Annotated in this window: 15 protein-coding genes; 11 read left to right on the forward strand and 4 right to left on the reverse strand. The window is 64.2% G+C overall.

Going from position 1 to position 16320, the window contains the following annotated elements; all coding sequences use genetic code 11:
* Positions 1 to 6: 6 nt before the first annotated feature.
* Positions 7 to 822 carry an MlaA family lipoprotein gene (locus NGM28_RS13555; RefSeq protein ID WP_252090491.1) on the reverse strand — a complete coding sequence of 272 codons (816 nt, stop codon included), beginning with the start codon at positions 820 to 822 and terminating at the stop codon, positions 7 to 9.
* Entirely contained in the window at positions 815 to 2113 is a 1299-nt protein-coding gene (gene mlaY / locus NGM28_RS13560; protein WP_240065926.1) for a lipid asymmetry maintenance lipase MlaY, read from the reverse strand. Before mlaY ends, NGM28_RS13555 begins: the two co-directional genes overlap by 8 nt.
* Positions 2114 to 2331: 218 nt before the next feature.
* On the opposite strand from mlaY, the gene NGM28_RS13565 reads away from it, so the two are divergent.
* Positions 2332 to 2700 carry a hypothetical protein gene (locus tag NGM28_RS13565; RefSeq protein ID WP_252090492.1) on the forward strand — a complete coding sequence of 123 codons (369 nt, stop codon included), beginning with the start codon at positions 2332 to 2334 and terminating at the stop codon, positions 2698 to 2700.
* A gap of 73 nt (positions 2701 to 2773) precedes the next feature.
* Here the strand turns inward: NGM28_RS13565 and NGM28_RS13570 are convergent, their stop codons facing one another.
* Entirely contained in the window at positions 2774 to 4309 is a 1536-nt protein-coding gene (locus tag NGM28_RS13570) for a glycoside hydrolase family 17 protein (protein ID WP_252090493.1), read from the reverse strand.
* 249 nt (positions 4310 to 4558) lie between these two features.
* On the opposite strand from NGM28_RS13570, the gene NGM28_RS13575 reads away from it, so the two are divergent.
* The 10 genes from NGM28_RS13575 to NGM28_RS13620 all read left to right on the forward strand — a co-directional run bounded on the left by NGM28_RS13575 (position 4559) and on the right by NGM28_RS13620 (position 16052).
* Positions 4559 to 5407: a glycine betaine ABC transporter substrate-binding protein gene (locus NGM28_RS13575; protein ID WP_011532740.1), complete on the forward strand. Its 849-nt coding sequence runs from the start codon at positions 4559 to 4561 to the stop codon at positions 5405 to 5407.
* 246 nt (positions 5408 to 5653) lie between these two features.
* On the forward strand, positions 5654 to 5965 hold the full coding sequence (locus tag NGM28_RS13580; protein WP_252090494.1) for a DUF485 domain-containing protein: 312 nt from the start codon (positions 5654 to 5656) through the stop codon (positions 5963 to 5965).
* An 8-nt stretch (positions 5966 to 5973) separates the two neighbouring features.
* A complete protein-coding gene (locus tag NGM28_RS13585) occupies positions 5974 to 7626 on the forward strand; it encodes a cation acetate symporter (RefSeq protein WP_430624217.1) in 1653 nt (550 codons plus the stop codon).
* Positions 7627 to 8078: 452 nt separating this feature from the next.
* The gene (locus NGM28_RS13590) at positions 8079 to 8981 is read left to right on the forward strand and encodes a hypothetical protein (RefSeq protein ID WP_252090495.1); all 903 of its coding nucleotides are present in this window, start codon (positions 8079 to 8081) and stop codon (positions 8979 to 8981) included.
* 285 nt (positions 8982 to 9266) lie between these two features.
* Complete coding sequence (locus tag NGM28_RS13595; protein ID WP_252090496.1) at positions 9267 to 9746, forward strand: CS1 type fimbrial major subunit; 480 nt, start codon at positions 9267 to 9269, stop codon at positions 9744 to 9746.
* A gap of 95 nt (positions 9747 to 9841) precedes the next feature.
* Complete coding sequence (locus NGM28_RS13600) at positions 9842 to 12325, forward strand: CS1-pili formation C-terminal domain-containing protein (protein WP_252090497.1); 2484 nt, start codon at positions 9842 to 9844, stop codon at positions 12323 to 12325.
* Between the two features lie 159 nt (positions 12326 to 12484).
* A complete protein-coding gene (locus tag NGM28_RS13605; protein WP_252090498.1) occupies positions 12485 to 13219 on the forward strand; it encodes a fimbrial biogenesis chaperone in 735 nt (244 codons plus the stop codon).
* Complete coding sequence (locus NGM28_RS13610; RefSeq protein WP_252090499.1) at positions 13216 to 14403, forward strand: hypothetical protein; 1188 nt, start codon at positions 13216 to 13218, stop codon at positions 14401 to 14403. Before NGM28_RS13605 ends, NGM28_RS13610 begins: the two co-directional genes overlap by 4 nt.
* 29 nt (positions 14404 to 14432) lie before the next feature.
* A complete protein-coding gene (locus NGM28_RS13615) occupies positions 14433 to 15059 on the forward strand; it encodes a response regulator transcription factor (RefSeq protein ID WP_252090500.1) in 627 nt (208 codons plus the stop codon).
* Positions 15060 to 15263: 204 nt separating this feature from the next.
* Positions 15264 to 16052: a response regulator gene (locus tag NGM28_RS13620; RefSeq protein WP_252090501.1), complete on the forward strand. Its 789-nt coding sequence runs from the start codon at positions 15264 to 15266 to the stop codon at positions 16050 to 16052.
* 54 nt (positions 16053 to 16106) lie between these two features.
* Here NGM28_RS13620 and NGM28_RS13625 read toward each other — a convergent pair whose 3' ends face one another.
* The gene (locus NGM28_RS13625) at positions 16107 to 16259 is read right to left on the reverse strand and encodes a DUF3309 family protein (RefSeq protein WP_009682861.1); all 153 of its coding nucleotides are present in this window, start codon (positions 16257 to 16259) and stop codon (positions 16107 to 16109) included.
* Between the last annotated feature and the right edge of the window lie 61 nt (positions 16260 to 16320).

Raw genomic sequence — 16320 nt, forward strand, 5'->3', positions numbered from 1 at the left:
CAGTTGCTACTCGGCGATCTGCAGCTTGCGCGCCTGGGTGTACACGTAGCGCAGCTTCTCGTACTCGAACGGCGAGTTGGTCTGCCCGTAGCGGAAGTTGTTGGTGTAGCGCCGGTCGATGACGCGCAGCAGGGTGAGCTCGGGGTGCTCCTCGGAAGCCTCGGCCATGTTGAGGAAGTTGAGCTCCCGCTCACCCACGTAGTCCACCACCAGCCCGGTGGTGTCGCGCAGGTTCGAAGGCCCCAGGATCGGCAGCATGATGTACGGTCCTTCCGGCACGCCATAGACGCCCAGGGTCTGGCCAAAGTCCTCGTTCTGTTTCGGCAACCCCATCTTGGTGGCCGGGTCCCACAATCCGCCAACACCAATGATCGTGTTGAACATCAACCGCGCGGTGATTTCCGCCGAGCGTCTGGGCTTGAGCTGCAGCACGCTGTTGAACAGGTTGGGCACATCCCCCAGGTTGCTGAAGAAGTTGCTGACGCCGCTGCGCACGAAGCCCGGCGTGACGTAGCGGTAACCGTTGACCACCGGCAGGAACACCCACTCGTCGAAGCGGTAGTTGAAGTGATAGATGCGCCGGTTCATCGACTCCAGCGGGTCGTACACGTTCAGCGCGGCCAGGGTCGAGCGCTCGAATTCGCGCTGGTCCAGGCCCGGGTTGAATTTCAGTTCGCGCAGCGGGTCGAGGAAACCGTCGGGTTCCGCCGAAAGGGTGCCGATGGTTTCGGACTCGACCACGCTGGCACGCGGCGCGGTCTCCTCGGCCAGGGCGCAGCCGCTGGCGAGCAGGGCGGTGACGAGCAGCAGTCTGTTAACCACGGAAGAACTCCAGCATGGCGTCGCTGTTGACGCGGTAGTTGAGGTTGCCGCAATGGCCGCCATGGGGGTAGAGCGTGAGACGGTCGCCGAACACCCGGCGCAGGAAACCGATATCGCCGGGGCCGAGGATCACGTCGTCGGCGTTGTGCATCACGGCGATCTTGGGGCTGTCGCGCAGGTAGTCTTCCAGGGCGTACAGGCTGACCTGGTCGATCAACTGCAACACGCTGTTGCCATCGGTGCGTGCACGCCACATCGGGATCACCTGCTCGGTGATGTAGCAGTCGAAGTCGCATTGCAGGGCACGCTTGAAGAACGGCTCCAGGCTGCTGCCCTCGGTGATCGGCAGCTTCGGCGGGATGATCAGGCCGCGTCGGTTGATCAGGTCGGAGGTGAAGGCGATGTCGGCCGCCGAGAAGCGGAACGACGTGCCGATGAGCATGGCCATCTGTTCGTTGGACAGGTGCTCACGGGACCTCTGGAAGTCATACAGCAGCGCGTCATTGAGGTCGATATAGCCCTTTTCCTGGAAGTAGCGGGTGAGCTTTTCCAGCATCAGCTCGTAGAAGGTGGTGCTCTTGTCGATGCCCTTGACCCGGGTCTGCACCAGCTTGTCCAGGTTGGTGACCGAGGTGTACAGGTTGACCGGCGGGTTGAGCAGCAGCACGCGCTTGAACTTGAAGCTCTGGCGGGTTTCGTCCAGCTTGCTGACGAACGCTGCGTCCAGCGCCCCCAGGCTGTAGCCGGTGAGGTAGTACTCGCTGATCGGCAGGCGCGGGTGTTGCGCGCGCACCGCCTGCATGACCCGGTACAGGTCCTTGGCGTCTTCGCTGGTCACTCCAGGGGTGGCGAAGCGCGAGGCGGCGCTCATGAAGTCCCAGCTGGTGGGCGAGGACAGCTGCACCACATGGTAGCCGGCCTGGTAGAACAGCTTCTTCAGGTATTCGTTGATGCTGCTGGAGTAGGGCGCGCCGGTACCGGCGATCAGGAAGATCAGCGGCGCCTCGTGGTCCTGCCTGGCCAGGCGATAGCGCAGTTTCTTCACCGACCAGAAATTGTCGGGCAGGGTGAATTCGCGCTCAGGGCGCAGCGTCAGGCTGTAGTCGGCCTGGTTGATGTCGTCGTCGCTGGGCAGCGTCGGGCGATGGTCCGGCGGTGTGGTGGCGATGGTCGCCTCGAACGGGTTGGTCAGCGGAAAGCCGTAGCTCGCGGCGTCGATGTCCCGTGCCAGGGCGGCCGCAGCCATGAGCAGGCCGCCAAGCAGGGCGGCGAGGCGCAAAGGTCGAAGCATGAAGTCCCCCAGGAAAACGCAAGGTCGTGCAATCAAGACGCAGGCTAGGACCACGGTTGGCGGAGCAAAGTTGCCGCCGTTCATACCTTTGTCGCGCCAGATGTTGCCGCGCCGGGCAATGTTTGTCTTGTGCAACATAGCTGCAGGCGGGTGATTTTGCCTTACATCGGGCCTTGGGCGATCATGCGGCGTTTCGATTACCGCTATTGGAGAACGGGATGTCGCGGTCGCTTTCGGTCGTTGCCTTGCTGCTGTTCCTGGCCCTGTGGCTGGCCGCCAGTTATGGCGTGCGCTACGAGTTGATGGAGGATGCCCGTTGGGTGGGGCTGTGCAGCGTGCCGGGCGAGCAGTGGCAATGCCAGGTGCGCTCGCTGCTGGGGTTGGCGATTCATTTCCAGGTGATTGCCTGGGCCGGATTGGGGCTGGCGTTGCTTGCCCAACTGCTTCCTGCAAGGTTGGGGGGGGGGCTGGCGGTGCTGGCCTTGGTATGCGGGGTTCCGGCGCTGGTGCTCTATACCGCAAGCATCGCGGTGTTCACGGTGGTGCTGGCGGGGTTGCGCCTGGTTCGGCAAGTGCCGGGCGGTTGATGACGCGTTCGCCGGCAAAGCCGGCTCCTACGGGTGCGCGCGGACCCGTAGGAGCCGGCCTTGCCGGCGAGCTTCACGTCGAGCGCAACCGCAGGCTGCGCCACAATGCCCCGGTCATCATCACGCTGACCACCGCCCAGCCCCAGGCCTGCTGATTGCTTAGCCCCTCCTGGAACAGCTGCGGCGCAATGCCCGCGCCGATGATGAACGCCAGCAGCGCGACTTCCGCCCGCCGTGCAGCCACCGGCCGCAGCAGGTACACCACTGCCGGCAGCAGCAGCGCCGCACTGGGGAAGCTGCGATAGCGCGGGTCGAACACCATCGCCAGCATGCTCACTGCCGCAGCGAACCCCGCCGCCAGCAACCACGTGCCGCCATGGCGCTCGAGCCAGGTGAACCACCGCTGGCGCCACCCCTCGCGACGGGCCAGGGCCAGCGCGCCTTGGGCCAGTACCAGCAGGTTCAGCCCAGCCAGGGCCACGGCCCACAACCATTCCCCGGCAAAACGGGCGTTGGTGCGCATCAGTTCGCCCCACAGCCCCAGGCTACCGGCGCCCAAGGCCGCCAGTAGTGGCAGCAACAGGGCAGCACGAGCAGTGGCCGGGCGCCCGGCCAGGGCCAGGGTGGCCAGCATCAACAGCACGCTGGCCAGCAACCATTGCGGCCACAGCGCCAGGTTGCTCACCGGCCCTTCGAGTACACTCTTGTCCTGGCGGTCGGCGTCGTACAGGCCCCAGAATCCGCCCACCGCACCCTCGCTGGCGCGCTTCCATGGTTGGTCGAAGGCTTCGATCAGGTTGTAGTGCCAGCCATTGGCTTCGGCCTGGGCCACGAACCCGCGAATGAAGCGCGCTTCGTTGACCCTGCTGGGCACGGCCGTTTCGCGCTGGCGGCCCTCGCTGGGCCAGCCGGTCTCGCCGATCAGGATATCCTTGGGCGCGAAACGGTTGCCGAACACCTGGCGAACTTCAGCTACATGGGCCAGGGCCGCGTCGATACCGCGTGGGTCGTCCTCCCAGTAAGGCAGCAGGTGGATGGTGAGGAAGTCCACCGCCGGTGCCACCTGCGGGTGCTGCAGCCAGAACTCCCAGACGTCGGCGTAGGTCACCGGCACGCTGACCTGGCTTTTCACCTTGCCTATCAGTGCCGCCAGGCGCTCGCCGGTCACTTCCTTGCGCAGCAGCGCCTCGTTACCGACGATCACCGCGCTGACCACATCCGGGTTGGCATTGGCTGCGGCGACCAGCAGGTCGATTTCCTTGTCGGTGTCCACCGGGTTGGCATTGACCCAGGCACCCAGCATCACCTTCAAACCATGCTTGCGCGCCAGCGCCGGGATCGCCTCCAGGCCGGTCATCGAGTAGGTGCGGATGCACTGGAAGCGCTCGGCCAGCAATGCGAGGTCGGCGTCCATGCGCGCCGGGCGCAGGCGGAACGGCTGGTCGAACGGCGACTGGTCCTTGTCGAACGGGGTGTAGGAGGCGCACTGCAGCTTGTGCGTCGGGCTGGCCGCATCGGGCAGGTGCACCGGTTTGCCCAGGCCGTACCAGAGGGCACCCAGGCAGGTTAAGGCAAGCAGGCAGGCGAGCAGGTAGGTCGTGCGGAGCATCGGGTGGTCACGTTCCCCTGTAGGAGCCGGCCTTGCCGGCGAAAGGGCCGGTACAGACCGGCCAAAGGCTGTGATAGTAGCCCGGCGCCAAGCCTTTGGCATGCAAGGATCGCGCAGACCGCTATCACGCGATGACGTTAATGGCACAGTGCTGTCGCTGATCGTTCGCTGGAGGTCGCTGACAGAGCAGGTCGCGCGCCGGGGCAGGTCGATGATGCAATCTCCAAGACCTGACGAGGGGATGCTTTGATGAGTATGCGACGTTTCCTGGGGGTGGGCACCGCCCTGGTATTGGCCATGAGCACTGCGCAGGCAATGGCCAAAGAAGTGAGCATCGGTTACGTGGATGGTTGGTCCGACAGCGTGGCGACCACCAACGTGGCCGCCGAAGTCATCAGGCAGAAGCTCGGCTATGACGTGAAGCTGCAGGCCGTGGCCACCGGGATCATGTGGCAGGGCGTGGCCACCGGCAAGCTCGACGCCATGCTCTCGGCCTGGCTGCCGGTCACCCATGGCGAGTACTGGGCGAAGAACAAGGACAGCGTCGTCGACTACGGGCCCAACTTCAAGGACGCCAAGATCGGCCTGATCGTCCCCGAGTACGTCAAGGCCAACAGCATCGAGGACCTCAAGACCGACCAGAGCTTCAAGCAGAAGATCGTCGGCATCGACGCAGGCTCCGGAGTGATGCTCAAGACCGAGCAGGCGATCAAGGACTACGACCTGACCGGTTACAAGCTGACCGCCAGTTCCGGTGCGGCGATGACCGCCGAACTGGGACGTTCCTACGCCAAGAATCAATCCATCGCCGTGACCGGCTGGGTGCCGCACTGGATGTTCGCCAAGTGGAAGCTGAAGTTCCTCGAGGATCCCAAGGGCGTGTATGGCGCGGCCGAGACGGTCAACAGCATCGGCAGCAAGGAGCTCGCGGGCAAGGCGCCGGAAGTGGCCGAATTCCTGAAGAAATTCCAGTGGCAGTCCAAGGACGAGATCGGCGAGGTGATGCTGGCGATCCAGGAAGGTGCCAAGCCCGAGGCGGCGGCCAAGGACTGGGTGGCCAAGCACCCGGAGCGGGTCAAGGAGTGGACCGGCAAGTAGCTCGATTTGGCCCATTGATCCGATACGACCGCTGTAGGAGCGGCTTCAGCCGCGATCACCCGCGAAGCGGGTGCCTGGCACTGCGAAGCTCACATCGCGGCTAAAGCCGCTCCTACAGGGTGAACGGTTGTTGCGGAATCTGTAAAACACCGTTGCATCTAAGACTAAGGTCGTCTGGTTGGCGTCCAACGGCAGCATAAAGTTGGAGTCGGGTTCTCCCTACTCTGTGCTGCTAGGACAAAAACAATGAACGACAGCATTTATCAATCGATACAGAACAGTCCGCGCTTCAAGGAACTGGTCAGCAAACGCGAGCGCTTCGCCTGGATTCTCTCGGCGATCATGCTCGGCCTCTACTGCGCCTTCATCCTCCTCATCGCCTATGGCCCGCACGTGCTGGGCAGCAAGCTCAGCCCCGGCTCGTCGATCACCTGGGGCATTCCCCTGGGCGTCGGCCTGATCCTCTCGGCGTTCGTGCTCACGGCCATCTATGTGCGCCGCGCCAACGGCGAGTTCGATCAGTTGAACAAGGCGATCCTCGAGGAGGCCAAGCAATGATCCGTCACATGAAAACCATGGCCGTCCTGGCCTGCGGCGTTTTCGCACCCGCCGTGTGGGCCGCCGATGCCCTGACCGGCGAGGTGCAGAAACAGCCGCTGAACGTCGCGGCGATCGCCATGTTCGTGGCCTTCGTCGCCTTCACCCTGGGCATCACCTACTGGGCCTCCAAGCGCAACAAGTCGGCCGCCGACTACTATGCGGCCGGGGGCAAGATCACCGGCTTCCAGAACGGCCTGGCGATCGCCGGTGACTACATGTCGGCGGCCTCGTTCCTGGGCATTTCCGCACTGGTGTTCACCTCCGGCTACGACGGCCTGATCTACTCCATCGGCTTCCTGGTTGGCTGGCCGATCATCCTGTTCCTGATCGCCGAACGCCTGCGCAACCTGGGCAAGTACACCTTCGCCGACGTGGCCTCGTATCGCCTCGGGCAGAAGGAAATCCGCACCCTGTCGGCCTCCGGTTCGCTGGTGGTGGTGGCGTTCTACCTGATCGCCCAGATGGTGGGGGCCGGCAAGCTCATCGAGCTGCTGTTCGGCCTGGACTACCATGTGGCGGTGATCCTCGTCGGTATCCTGATGTGCCTGTACGTGCTGTTCGGCGGCATGCTGGCCACCACCTGGGTGCAGATCATCAAGGCGGTGCTGCTGCTGTCCGGTGCCAGCTTCATGGCACTGATGGTGATGAAGCACGTAGGGTTCGACTTCAACACCCTGTTCTCCGAGGCAATCAAGGTGCACGCCAAGGGTGAGGCGATCATGAGCCCGGGCGGCCTGGTCAAGGACCCGATCTCGGCATTCTCCCTTGGCCTGGCACTGATGTTCGGTACCGCTGGCCTGCCGCATATCCTGATGCGCTTCTTCACCGTCAGCGATGCCAAGGAAGCCCGCAAGAGCGTGCTCTATGCCACCGGTTTCATCGGCTACTTCTACATCCTGACCTTCATCATCGGTTTTGGCGCGATCCTGCTGGTCAGCACCAACCCGGACTTCAAGGATGCCGCCGGCGCCCTGATCGGCGGCAACAACATGGCGGCGGTGCACCTGGCCGATGCCGTGGGCGGCAGCGTGTTCCTCGGCTTCATCTCGGCGGTGGCCTTCGCCACCATCCTGGCGGTGGTCGCCGGCCTGACCCTGGCCGGTGCCTCGGCGGTGTCCCATGACCTGTACGCCAGCGTCTGGCGCAAGGGCAAGGCCAACGACAAGGATGAGATCCGCGTGTCGAAGATCACCACTGTCGCCCTGGGCGTGCTGGCGATCGGCTTAGGGATTCTGTTCGAGAAGCAGAACATCGCCTTCATGGTCGGCCTGGCCTTCTCCATCGCCGCCAGCTGCAACTTCCCGGTGCTGCTGCTCTCGATGTACTGGAAGAAACTGACCACCCGCGGCGCCATGATCGGCGGCTGGATGGGCCTGGTGAGCGCGGTGGGCCTGATGATCCTCGGGCCGACCATCTGGGTGCAGATCCTCGGTCACGAGAAAGCCATCTACCCGTACGAGTACCCGGCGCTGTTCTCGATGATCATCGCCTTCGCCGGCATCTGGTTCTTCTCGGTCACCGACAAGTCCAAGGCCGCCGAGGACGAGCGGGCGCTGTTCTTCCCGCAGTTCGTGCGTTCGCAGACCGGCCTGGGGGCCAGTGGGGCGGTTTCTCACTGATAGGTTGTACTGCCTGAACGACGCCCCGGCTTGCCGGGGCGTCGTTGTTTCCAAAGCGGGTTGCCTGTAACTGGGAAAATTCCGAGCGTGGTTCGGAGCGGTCCGAAGTACGGGCGCAGTATGCAGGTGAAGAATCCTTGTCCCAACTTCATGGCGCAAGGAGAAAAAACCGGATGAATCATGCCAGGGTGTTCCTGTTGAGCATACTGGGCTTGGCTGCCAGTGGCCCGCCCCCTGCCTGGGCATCGGATGTGACGCTGTCGGCGCGTTATGTGGGCGATGCCGCAGGGCAGTTCGAGAACACGACCCCCCAGGCCGACTTTTGCGGGCAATGGCCTTCGATATGCCGGAATGACACGGTGGACCTGCCCCTCAGTTTTCTGAAGACGACGAGCAAAGGGGCGACAGATCCACGAGACCGTTTCTTTGTCAGGCTTCCCGCCCAGCGGACCGTGACCGTAGTCAACCAATCGACACTCGACAGTTATCCAGTCACCCTTGCGTTCGAACAGTTCAGCCTGCAGCTCGAGCGCACCAAAGGCACACCGGGGGTGCCGATATTCGACATGGAAGGTGGCTGCATGCTGGCCGCCAGTATCAGCCGCAACTGGGGCGCCTATGGGCGCTTTGTCTGGTCCATCAACAATCCGCAGGCTCCACAGCCGTGCTACAGCGACTCCAGCGATGGTGGGGTGGGAGAACAGGTGGAAAGCGAGGTTGGCCTGGCCGGTGCGACCTACAGATTGATCATGCCACGGCCCATCGGTATGCCCCAAGGGACGTACAAAGGCAGTACGCAGTTCACGGTGGGGGGCGATGGTGACTTCGCGTTTGGCAACAATGCCACGAACTTCAATAACGCCATGCTCACGGTGCACCTCGAACTGGACGTTCGGCATGACCTGTACCTGCGTTTTCCTCCAGGCTCCGAGCGTGCCGTGCTGGAACCGCCAGGAGGCTGGCAGGCCTACCTGGGGGGACGAGGTGTACCGCCGAGGCTTGAACGTGACCTACCTTTCCGGATCTGGTCCACAGGGCCGTTCAAGGTCTACAAGCGCTGCGAGTACGACATCGGCGAGCATTGCGGCATCCGCAATGCGTCGAATCATTCGGTACCGGTGGAAGTCGGGCTGTCATTGCCGGGCAATGTCCAGCATGGCGGTGATGCGGCACGGCGCATCCAGCTGACCACCGGCGCGGTGGGGGCTCCGGTGTTCGAGCCACAGCAACTGCTGGCCAATCATCCAGGGCAAGTGCATTTCCAGGTGGGTCGGGAAGCGGTGGGGGAGATGACCCGCCATGCGGGCACCACCTACCAGGGGCAGGTGACGGTGGTGTTCGACGCCGAACTTTGAGTGGCGCCCTGGCGCTCATCGATTGGGCCTGACCACTGTAGGAGCGGCTTCAGCCGCGCTCACCCGCACAGCGGGTGCCATGCGCCGCGATGCCAGCATCACGGCTGAAGCCCAACAGTGGACCACAGCCCCTATAGCCCCACAGGCTGCATTCAGCGTCCTGGGAAATTTCCTAGGGCCACTCGGAACGGTCCTAATCAATCACCACGGGGACGCCACGGATAATTCTCCTCGCCGGCCGGGAACGACCGGTTCGGCATTGACCACTTCAAGGAGATCAGATTCGTGAAACGTACGTTACTCGCCCTTCCCCTGGCTATGCTCTGCGTCGGTTCGGCCTTTGCCGTCGACCCGATCGAAAAGCAGGTCCAGGTGATCGCCCAGGTACCGACCGACGCCTTCTTCGTCGAGCCGGTGGGCGGCAACTGGATGAACGACCCGCAGGAGATGGCCTGGAACTCGTACCAGGCCAAGCTCGAACCCATCCGCAAGGAACTGCAGGTCAAGAGCACCGTTGGCCCGATCAGCGCCTACCTGGTCTCGCCCGCCGTGATCGCCAGCGGCACCAGCAACATCGGCCTGGACGTCAAGGTCGGCGACACCATGCTGCAAACCACGCCGTCGGAGGTGCTAAGCGCCGCCCAGGCTGCCCCAGGCGCAATCATTGGCTTCGAGGTGGCTGCCCAGGCCGCTCCCGTTGGTGGCTATGAGCCAGGCAACTACCAGGGCCTGGTCAGCATGATCTTCGAGACGGCCGCGCCCTGAGGCACCACGCCGTTCGATAACCCCATCCGTTGTTGCCCCTCCTTGCTCCTGGCGGCTGCCAGGGGCCGGGAGGGTATTGCCTGCAAGCGATGCTCATGCCGATCACTCATTCCTTTTTCGTGGTGCTGCGACGTTGGTTGCCTTTGGCCGCCTGCCTGGCGGTGCCGCCCACCCTGGGCTCGACCCTGGGCGCCATCGAAGGGCTACCGCGCGATTTCGAGGCGCATTTCTACGATGTGCCGCTGGCCGTGCGGGTCGACCTGGATGGTCGCTACCTGGGCGACGCCATGGTGGTATTGACCCGTGACCAGCACGTTCAACTGATCGAATTTACCGACACCCAGGACAGCCGCGAACCGGAAAGCCTGCGCCGGCGCTGGCGCGAACGTCTGGGCGACGGGCGTGCGCTGGGTGATTGCCGCAGTGATTGTCCAGACGGCTTGCGCGCCTTGCACTACAGCCTGGTCAATTCGCAACTGTCCCTGCTCACCAACCAGGCCGAGGCGGTGGGCCAGGACGAGCGTTTTCACCGCACGCCCGAGCAGGGCAGCTATGGGCTGTTGCTGCGCAACCAGCTCAACCTGGTGGAGGATGGGCGTGGCACCAGCGGCCGTTATGCATTGCAGGGGCAGGGCAGCGTCGGCCACTGGACAGCCCTGGCCGATGGCCAGCTCGACCGTGGCAGCGACAGCCAGCAGGGCACCCGCTACCGGGTCGACCAGTTGTATGGCGAACGTCTGGTCGAGGAGCATTTCTATCGCCTGGGTTACTTCACGCCCAGCGCCCAGGGCCTCACCCGCCAGCCTCGGCTGATGGGCGCCAGCCCCGACACCACCATGGGGCTGATGTTCGGCAGCAGCGATGGCCTGGCCATCGACAACGGTGCCCCCAGCGCCACGCCGATCTACGTCACCCCCGATCGGCCCGCGGTGGCGGAGATCTATCGCAATGGCGTGCTGATCAACAGTCAACCGGTGCAACCGGGCCTGCAGACCCTGGACACCAAGGTCCTGCCCGGCGGCATCTATGAGGTGGAAGTGCGCCTGGTGGAGGACGGTCAGGTGTCCTCGCGCACCCAGGCGTTCATCTACAAGCCCAGCAACTGGCGCAGCACCGATGCGCCCTGGCGCTACAACGTCTATCTCGGGCGCCAGACCAGTATGCTGAGCAACTGGCGCAACGACCATGAGCGCAGCCTCAGTGCCGGTGTGCTGGGCAACTACCTGCTGCATCCGCGGGCAATCGTCGGGCTGTCCGCGCAGCATATCGACGCTGCCATGCAATACGGCACGTCGCTGGACTGGGACGTGGCCGACCGGTTCAAGCTGTACGCCAACCTGTTCCAGGCCCAGGGCCACGGCAACGGCTTCGATGTGCAGGCGATCCACACCTTTGGTAGCGGTTCGCTGGTGGCCAGCCATGGTCGCACCTGGCTCGCACCTACCGACAGCGGCCGCGAGAATCGTTTCCCGCAGCGTCAGACCCAGTCGTCGTTGTCGCTCAACCATCGTCTCGACCCGCGCAACACCGCAAGCCTGCGTGTTTCGCACAGCAGCGGTGCCAGCCAGGGCACTGGTGTCGATGTCGGCTGGTCCTACTACGGCAAGCTGCTCGGCTCGGACGCCAACTGGCGCCTGTCGCTGTTCGATCGGCCCGGCACCGAAGGCACGGGCGAGGCACGCAGCCGGGGTGTCAACCTGGCGCTCAGCATGAGCCTGGGCGGTGGCGGCCGAAGGCTGTCGGCCAGTGTCGGTAGCCGTACCTCGCGCGAGGGCGGACGCGACCTTAACACCTCGCTGGGCTACCAGCAGGACGTTGACATCGGGCCACTGCGCAGCGTCGGTGTGATCGCCAGCGCCGATCGCTACGGCGTGGGCCTGGGGGGCGACACCCAGTTCGAATCACAGGCACTCAATGGCGACGCCTACTTCCAGCGCTCCTCCTACAACGGTGACTTCAATGGCGGCCTGAACCTGCAGAGCCTGGTCGCCGTCGGTGAGGGCAAAGGGGCCGTGAGCGGCCAGTACCTGCCTTACCAGGCGGGCCTGATCGTCGATGTCGAGACCGATCTGCCTGGCCTCGAACTGCGCGCCGACGACCACCATGGCAGCAGTGCCAGTTTGCGCCCAGGGCGCAACGTTGTGCCGGTGACGGCCTACCGGGCCGGGCATGTGCAGTTCGATTTCGAGGGGCATGACGCCACCGCCGCAGTGATCCAGCCATCGAGCCTGGACTACCACCTCAACCGTGGCGGTGTCGCCTATCGCCAGTTGCGGGTGCTGCGCACGGTCACCGTGCTGGGGCGCCTGTTCGACACCCACGGCCAGCCAATCCGCGGGGCACAGGTGATCAACCACGCCAGCCGCAGTGTCAGCGAGGCGGATGGATTCTTCGCGGTGGAAATGAGCGAGTCGGCACCCTCCCTGGAGATCCGCCGGCAAGGCGCCGCCGTGTGCCTGTTGAACCTGGACCTGGCGCGTCTGGAGCGCGAAGGCGAGGTGATCCTGGCCGGCGACCAGGTGTGTGCACCGGACAGCCTGGCCGACAGTGGCCGCGGCCTGGAGAAAGGGCGTGGTTGAGCGACGTGGCGGCGGCCCGGCGGCGCAGGTCATTGCAGGCTCGAAACATCTGTTTGGGAGGCGTCCGACCCGGCTTTCGGAAATGCCTGGCAGCTTGTGCCATAGCCAGCCAAAGCATCGCTTCAATACTCTCGTCATGCACGCACGGAGACTGACATCATGACCCTTTCACGCCTGATCGCCCTGGCGCTGCTGGCCATGCCCCTGGGCCTCAACGCCGCCCCCGAGCTCAACGTCGGCGCCTTGTACGACTATCTCGACAGTGATCGCAGCACGCTTTTGAAGCGGGTGCGCAACGGCGGGGACACCACGGCCTTCGTCAAGATCACCGTCGCCGAGCTGGTCTACGACGCCGATGGCAACGCCCGCGAGGTCGACACCGATGGCCTGCCGCTGGAGCAGCGTGGCCTGGTGGCCAGCCCGGCACGCCTGATCGTCCCGGCCCAAGGCATGCAGGCAGTGCGCCTGCTGTACCGCGGGCCGCGGGAACAGGAACGCTACTTCCGCCTGCGCTTCGTACCGGTGCTGCCAGAGGCCGGCGATGGCTTCGCGGTAGATGCGCAGGAGGCCGAGCGCTACCGTGACAGCCTCAAGGCCGGGGTCAACCTGCTGGCCGGTTATGGCTCGCTATTGTTCGTGCGCCCGGCCCAGGCGCGTTACGAGACCCCGATCCAACGCCGTGCGGGGCAGTTGGAAGTCACAAACCAAGGCAACGCCACCGTGGTGCTCGACCATTTCCGCCAGTGCCGCACGGCGGGAGAGGCGTGCGAGCAGGCGACCAAGCACCACCTGTTGCCCGGGCGCAGCCGGCAGTTCACCGGGGATGCCGACAAGGTGCACCAGTTCGAGCTGCATGAGGGGGGGCGCAAGCAGCACAAGGTGGTGGAGGGATGACTGTCGTCGCCGCGTGGGCCAGGCAGGGCCTGGCAGCCGTACTGTCACTTTGCGCACCGTTCGCCCTCGGGTTGGAGGCCACCATTTCCGCGCAGTACCTGGGCGGCGGCTCGGGGCGCTTCGACAACACCACCCCACCCGCCAGGCTGTGCCAACACTGGGCCTCGCTGTGCAACGGGACTTCCACCGTGGAGATACCGATCAGTTACGTCAAGCGCAGCCGCCAGGACGCGGCGGACCTGCGTGATCGGTTCTACCTGCAGTTTCCCGGGCGCCGGGAGGTGGATGTGTATCACGACCAGACCGGCGAGTCCCGGCGCATGACGTTCCAGTTCGAGAGCATCAGCCAGAAGACCGTGTCCCGCAACGTCAGCTACAGCCCGAACATGGGCAGCATCTCGGGTGGCTGCAATGGCTGGACTACCTTGACCTCCCACTCGACGAACACCATCCGTTTTCATACGGGTGTTGTCCAGCCCAGCGCGCCAACACCCTGCTGGACCCGCTACTCGTGGGCGCCAGCCGGCCATGTGGATGTCTCGGAGATCACCGAGATGGGCATGTCATACGCATTGGACATCCCGCCCCCGTATCGTTTGCGGGCGGGTATCTACCGCGGCAGCGTCACCTACAGCATCGGCCCGGGTGGCGATTTCGACTTCGGCAACGGCGTTACCGCACTCAGTGGCGACAACCTGACCCTGAACTTCGTGCTGGATGTCCAGCATGCGTTCGTCTTCGAGTTTGCCCCAGGCTCCGAGCGTGCGGTCCTGGAACCCAAGGGGGGCTGGAGCGCCTGGCTGGCTGGCCGGGGGGCGCCCCAGGGGCTCTATCGCGACCTGCCTTTCCGGCTTTGGTCCACTGGCCCGTTCAAGGTCTACAAGCTCTGCCAGCATTATGCGAGGGCGGATTGTGGCATCCGCAATGGCAGTGGCCATGAGGTGCCGGTGGAGGTGGCGCTGAGCTTGCCGGCTGGCATCCAGCACCGCGGCGGTGCAGTGCAACGTTTGGCGCTACCCAGCGGCAGGGCCGCGGCGCTTGAATTCGAATCGGTCATGCCCACCCTCAACCGCCCCGGGCTGTTGCACTTCGCAGTGGGGCGTGACGATGTGACCGGTATGCTCGCCTATCCCGGGAGCACCTACAGCGGCTTGGCCACGGTCGTGTTCGATGCTGAACCCTAGGCTTGGCCGCGCGCGTGCGGAGGACTCCCATGTATAGAGCGCTGGTGGTCGACGATCACCCTTTCATCCGCGCCACGGTGTGCATGCTGCTGCGCCAGGAGCGCCTGGAGGTGGTCGCGGAGGCGGACAACGGCATCGATGCTGTCGTGCTGGCCCGTGAGTGCCTGCCCGATGTGGTCATCCTCGACTTGCTCATACCAGGCCTCGACGGCCTGGAGGTGATCACCCGGATCAACGCCATGCAGCGTCCGGCCAAAGTGGTGGTGCTGACCTCGCAACTGACCGAGAACTTCTCGTTGCGCTGCATGAAGGCAGGCGCCTCCGGGTTCGTGTCCAAGACCGAGGACTTGCAGACCCTCGGCAAGGCCGTGATGACGGTATTGTCGGGCTACACCTACTTCCCGGAGGTCGCCCTGAGCTCCGTCAACCGGCGCGACCTGGAGGCGGATGAAGCCCAGGCGCTGGCCAGCCTCACCAACCGGGAGCTGATCATCCTGCAGCACCTGGCGCGGGGCATGAGCAACAAGGCCATTGGCGAGGCCATGCTGCTCAGCAACAAGACCATCAGCACCTACAAGGTCCGCCTGATCGAAAAACTCAAGGTGGCTTCGGTCATCGACATGGCGGACATCGCGCGGCGCAATGGGTTGGTCTGATGCATCCACTGGCTGGGGCAATCACGCCTGTCGTCACCCTCGCCAGATCGCCTGCTGACGGCGCAGGCCAGCGCTGGTAGGGCCCAGTGCTTCAGGCTTTCATGTACCGATGCCGGATCAGGATAGCTGGCATCGGCAGGCGCAACAGGGTAGTGGTAGACGGATAGGGTTGTATCTACGCCTGCCATTCCAATTGAGCGCCCCTTGTCAGAGTCACGCTTCCCCCTTCAGCCGCAGCCAGGTACCAGACGTCTGAACGTGCTGGTGGTGGACGGGCACCCGGCCAGTCGCCTGTTGTTCAAGCTTCAACTCTTGCGCCTGGGGCATGACGCCACCGTCGTCGACGACGGTCGCCAGGCGTTGCGCCTTTACCTGGCATCCCCCTTCGATGTGGTGTTCAGCGATTGCAACATGCCGAACATGGATGGCTGCAGGCTGGCTCGCGCATTGCGCCTGCATGAGGTACGCCGGCAATTGTGCCCCTCGCTGATACTCGGGGTCACCGCCCGGCAACGGAAAATGGACGCGCAGCGTTGTTTCGTGGCGGGGATGGATGGGTGCCTGGCGAAACCGTTGTCGGTGACCCAATTGCAAGCGCTCTTGAATTGTGGCAGCGCTCGAATGCTGGGTATGGTGGGGCTGGAGATGGCTGAACTCGAGCGTTTGGCCGCTGGCGAGCCCAAGGTGCTGGTCAGCTTGCTGCAGATGCTGATCGACACCAACCGCCATGATGCCAGGCTTCTGCTTCACTGTGCGCGGCACCGTGACCTGCAGGGGATGCGGCTACTCGCCCATCGGATCAAGGGGGCTGTGCGGATGATCAAGGCGCAGGCACTGATAGAGGCCTGCCAATTGATCGAGGAGCAAAGCGTCACGGTACCTGCCAGGATCAACACCATGGCTGGCAGCCTGCGCATGCTGGGGCTCGAGGTTCAGCGACTGGAGATCGTGCTGCGTCGCTACCAGGCTTGCTACCACCAGGGCGGCAGTTGAACGTGGCGCTTGCCTGCCCTGGAGGCAGCGCATTCAGGGCAGGCAAGCCGGCGGTCATATTCTGCCGAGCAGCAGCAACACCAGCAGAACCACCAGCACCACGCCGACGATGCCCGAAGGGCCATAGCCCCAGCTGCGCGAGTGCGGGAAGACCGGTAAGCCGCCAATCAGCAACAGGATCAGGATGATGATGAGGATCGTGGTCATGGTGGAGTCCTTGCGTGGTTGAGGGTCAAGGGCCTCGCAAAGCTGGCCGCTTACTGATTGC

The sequence above is a fragment of the Pseudomonas sp. MWU13-3659 genome (assembly GCF_023757525.1).
Lineage (GTDB): Bacteria > Pseudomonadota > Gammaproteobacteria > Pseudomonadales > Pseudomonadaceae > Aquipseudomonas > Aquipseudomonas entomophila_E.

Excerpts from the sequence above, each read along its gene's own strand:
- mlaY (WP_240065926.1), bottom strand. The coding sequence starts at position 2,113 with ATGCTTCGACCTTTGCGCCTCGCCGCCCTGCTTGGCGGCCTGCTCATG.
- NGM28_RS13625 (WP_009682861.1), bottom strand. The coding sequence starts at position 16,259 with ATGACCACGATCCTCATCATCATCCTGATCCTGTTGCTGATTGGCGGC.
- NGM28_RS13580 (WP_252090494.1), top strand. The coding sequence starts at position 5,654 with ATGAACGACAGCATTTATCAATCGATACAGAACAGTCCGCGCTTCAAG.
- NGM28_RS13570 (WP_252090493.1), bottom strand. The coding sequence starts at position 4,309 with ATGCTCCGCACGACCTACCTGCTCGCCTGCCTGCTTGCCTTAACCTGC.
- NGM28_RS13565 (WP_252090492.1), top strand. The coding sequence starts at position 2,332 with ATGTCGCGGTCGCTTTCGGTCGTTGCCTTGCTGCTGTTCCTGGCCCTG.
- NGM28_RS13610 (WP_252090499.1), top strand. The coding sequence starts at position 13,216 with ATGACTGTCGTCGCCGCGTGGGCCAGGCAGGGCCTGGCAGCCGTACTG.
- NGM28_RS13615 (WP_252090500.1), top strand. The coding sequence starts at position 14,433 with ATGTATAGAGCGCTGGTGGTCGACGATCACCCTTTCATCCGCGCCACG.
- NGM28_RS13575 (WP_011532740.1), top strand. The coding sequence starts at position 4,559 with ATGAGTATGCGACGTTTCCTGGGGGTGGGCACCGCCCTGGTATTGGCC.
- NGM28_RS13600 (WP_252090497.1), top strand. The coding sequence starts at position 9,842 with ATGCCGATCACTCATTCCTTTTTCGTGGTGCTGCGACGTTGGTTGCCT.
- NGM28_RS13605 (WP_252090498.1), top strand. The coding sequence starts at position 12,485 with ATGACCCTTTCACGCCTGATCGCCCTGGCGCTGCTGGCCATGCCCCTG.
- NGM28_RS13585 (WP_430624217.1), top strand. The coding sequence starts at position 5,974 with ATGAAAACCATGGCCGTCCTGGCCTGCGGCGTTTTCGCACCCGCCGTG.